This window comes from Streptomyces spiramenti, from assembly GCF_012034385.1.
GTDB classification, from domain to species: Bacteria; Actinomycetota; Actinomycetes; order Streptomycetales; family Streptomycetaceae; genus Streptomyces; species Streptomyces spiramenti.
Genome location: NZ_JAAVJB010000387.1, coordinates 1 through 2768, shown reverse-complemented (window position 1 = coordinate 2768; position 2768 = coordinate 1). Strand labels below are relative to the sequence as shown.

Here is a 2768-nt window from a genome sequence, read left to right as displayed (position 1 = left end):
CCCCCCCCCCCCCCCCCCCCCCCCCCCCCCGGGTCCGTCAGGGAGCGGGAGTCCCGCCGAGGTACCGCCCCGGTCAGCGACCGGCGCCGGCCCCCTCGGCGAGGTCCACGACGTCCGCCTCGGCCGGGGCCTCGACGTTCAGCTCGACGCCGTACTCCTCGTAGACGGTGGAGACGGTGAAACTGCCCTCGGTGAGGACCATCTGCTGGTCCACTCGCGCGGGAAGGTCGTCCTCGCCGACCCAGACAGTGAACTGGAAGCTCTCGGCGCCCATCTGCTCCAGCGACGCGAGCAGGTTCGCCACGTGCTCCTCAGTGAGGTCATCCGCATCGCCGCCGAGAGCGAGCAGATCCTCGGCGGTGAGGGAGCCCTCGTACTTCTCGGTCGACCTGCCGTCGAGGTCCTCGCTGCCGACGTGCTCGACGTCACCGCTCTCCAGCAACACGGCCACCTGCTGGGACGGGGTACGGGTCATCTGCTCGGCGTTCTTGATCTGCTCGGCGGCCTGCCCGAGGCTCGGGTCGTCGGCGTCCACCGCGTTGAGATCGATCTTGCTCCACTTGCCCTCGCCGTGCTGGGCCTCGACCATCTCCCCGCCCATGTACATGACGTTGTCGACCAGGAGGGTCTGATAGACACCGTCGGGGGCCTCGGCGGCGTCGGTGCCCGCCACTTCGGCGATCATCGCGAAGAAGTCGCTCATGTCGACGGTGACGTCCATCGCCAGCGGGTCCCAGCCCGTGACACCGGAGAGCTCGAAGGACATGGACATGTCCTGCGCAGGCATCTCGATCGACGTCGTCGACGTGATGGCGACCGTACCGGCCTCCGCCGACTTCTCCTGCGAGGCGCGCAGTGCGGCCATCAGGCCACCGCCGCCCTGCCCCTCGGCGTTCTCCTCGCCCTTGGCGTCGCTGTCCGACGAGCTGTCGTCGGAGCCGCACGCGGCGGTCGAGACCAGGACGCCGGCGGCGAGCGCCGCGGTGATGGCCTTGCGCATGGAACGCATCATCCCCCCAAGGGACTGTGTGCTGTCTGAGGAGTTGAGACGTTAGCCCACGGCTACGACAGCAAGCCCCTTCGAGGCTCATCCGTAGCAGAACGGAGACAGGGGCTCCCCCCGGGCCCCGCCTGCGGGAACGCCGTCCGGGGCGGTCGATGGCGCGCCCCCGGCAGGGAGCTCGTCGCGCGCGCGCGGGCACGCGACGGCGCCCGCCGTCGACCCCGGGTGCGGGGTCGGCGACGGGCGCCGGGTGCTGCTCGCGGTCCCGCCCGAGGGGCGGGCCCGGCCGATCAGACGGCCGGGTCCTCCACCAGGAGGTTGCGGGTGCGGTTGGAGTCGACCGGGATACCGGGGCCCATCGTGGTGGCGATGGTGGCCTTGCGGATGTACCGGCCCTTGGCCGCGGACGGCTTGAGACGCTGGATCTCCTCCATCGCGGCGGCGTAGTTCTCGACGAGCTGCGCCTCCTCGAAGGAGACCTTGCCGATGATGAAGTGGAGGTTCGAGTGCTTGTCCACCCGGAACTCGATCTTGCCGCCCTTGATCTCGGTGACGGCCTTGGCGACGTCCGGGGTGACGGTGCCGGTCTTCGGGTTCGGCATCAGGCCACGGGGACCGAGCACGCGGCCGAGGCGGCCGACCTTGCCCATGAGGTCCGGGGTGGCGACGACGGAGTCGAAGTCCAGGCGGCCCTTGCTGACCTCGTCGATCAGCTCGTCGGCGCCGACGATGTCGGCGCCCGCGGCACGCGCGGCCTCGGCACGGTCACCGGTGGCGAAGACCAGGACCCGGGCGGTCTTGCCGGTGCCGTGCGGGAGGTTCACGGTGCCGCGGACCATCTGGTCGGCCTTGCGCGGGTCGACACCCAGACGCATGGCGACCTCGACGGTGGCGTCGAACTTGGTGGTGGTCGTCTCCTTGGCGAGCCGGACCGCCTCCAGCGGGGCGTAGAGCCTCGCGCTGTCGATCTTGGTCTCGGCGCCGCGGTGCGACTTGCTGCGCTTCACTTCTGCTCCTCCTGTGGTGCTGTGCAGATCGGGGAGTCGTGGTACGGGCCCGCGCAGGCCCTTCCACGGGTGGGGGCGGTTCAGCCCTCGACGGTCACGCCCATGGACCGGGCGGTGCCGGCGATGATCTTGGACGCGGCGTCCAGGTCATTGGCGTTGAGGTCGGGCATCTTGGTGGTGGCGATCTCGCGGACCTGGTCGGCCGTGATCTTGGCGACCTTGGTCTTGTGGGGCTCGCCGGAGCCCTTCTCGATGCCCGCGGCCTTGAGGATCATCTTGGCGGCCGGCGGAGTCTTGGTGATGAAGGTGAAGGAACGGTCCTCGTAGACCGTGATCTCCACCGGGATCACCCAGCCACGCTGCGACTCGGTCGCCGCGTTGTAGGCCTTGCAGAACTCCATGATGTTCACGCCGTGCTGGCCCAGTGCGGGGCCGACCGGCGGGGCCGGGTTGGCGGCGCCGGCCTTGATCTGGAGCTTGATCAGCCCCGCGACCTTCTTCTTCTTGGGAGCCATGGTTCTCTCCGGGTCCTGGTGAGAGGTTGACGTTCCCCCGCGGCGGTGTTCAGCCGGACGGAGGCATACCGCACCACGATAGCCGTTGGCGGGGTGCCGCCAAAATCCGGTTCCGGGGTGATACGGACCGGCCGGTGGCGGCCCTCCCCGGGCCGCCGGCTCCGACGGGCCGCGGAACGGCCTCCCGGGGAGGGCGCCGCGACACGACGGCGCGGGACCCCGCGGCGTGCTGCGGGGTCCCGC

The 2768-nt window shown here is 70.5% G+C and carries 3 protein-coding genes; all 3 read right to left on the bottom strand.

Features of this window, described 5'->3' with window-relative positions; translation table 11 throughout:
• Positions 1-73: 73 nt before the first annotated feature.
• The 3 genes from HCJ92_RS23500 to rplK all read right to left on the bottom strand — a co-directional run bounded on the left by HCJ92_RS23500 (position 74) and on the right by rplK (position 2525).
• On the bottom strand, positions 74-1000 hold the full coding sequence (locus HCJ92_RS23500; protein WP_167935622.1) for an SCO4651 family lipoprotein: 927 nt from the start codon (positions 998-1000) through the stop codon (positions 74-76).
• A 293-nt stretch (positions 1001-1293) separates the two neighbouring features.
• Entirely contained in the window at positions 1294-2010 is a 717-nt protein-coding gene (rplA, locus tag HCJ92_RS23495) for a 50S ribosomal protein L1 (protein ID WP_167935621.1), read from the bottom strand.
• Between the two features lie 80 nt (positions 2011-2090).
• The gene (gene rplK, locus HCJ92_RS23490; RefSeq protein WP_167935620.1) at positions 2091-2525 is read right to left on the bottom strand and encodes a 50S ribosomal protein L11; all 435 of its coding nucleotides are present in this window, start codon (positions 2523-2525) and stop codon (positions 2091-2093) included.
• Positions 2526-2768: the final 243 nt, after the last annotated feature.

What these genes read in the sequence shown, in the direction of transcription:
- HCJ92_RS23500 (WP_167935622.1), bottom strand. Translation starts at nt 1,000, where the DNA reads ATGCGCAAGGCCATCACCGCGGCGCTCGCCGCCGGCGTCCTGGTCTCG.
- rplK (WP_167935620.1), bottom strand. Translation starts at nt 2,525, where the DNA reads ATGGCTCCCAAGAAGAAGAAGGTCGCGGGGCTGATCAAGCTCCAGATC.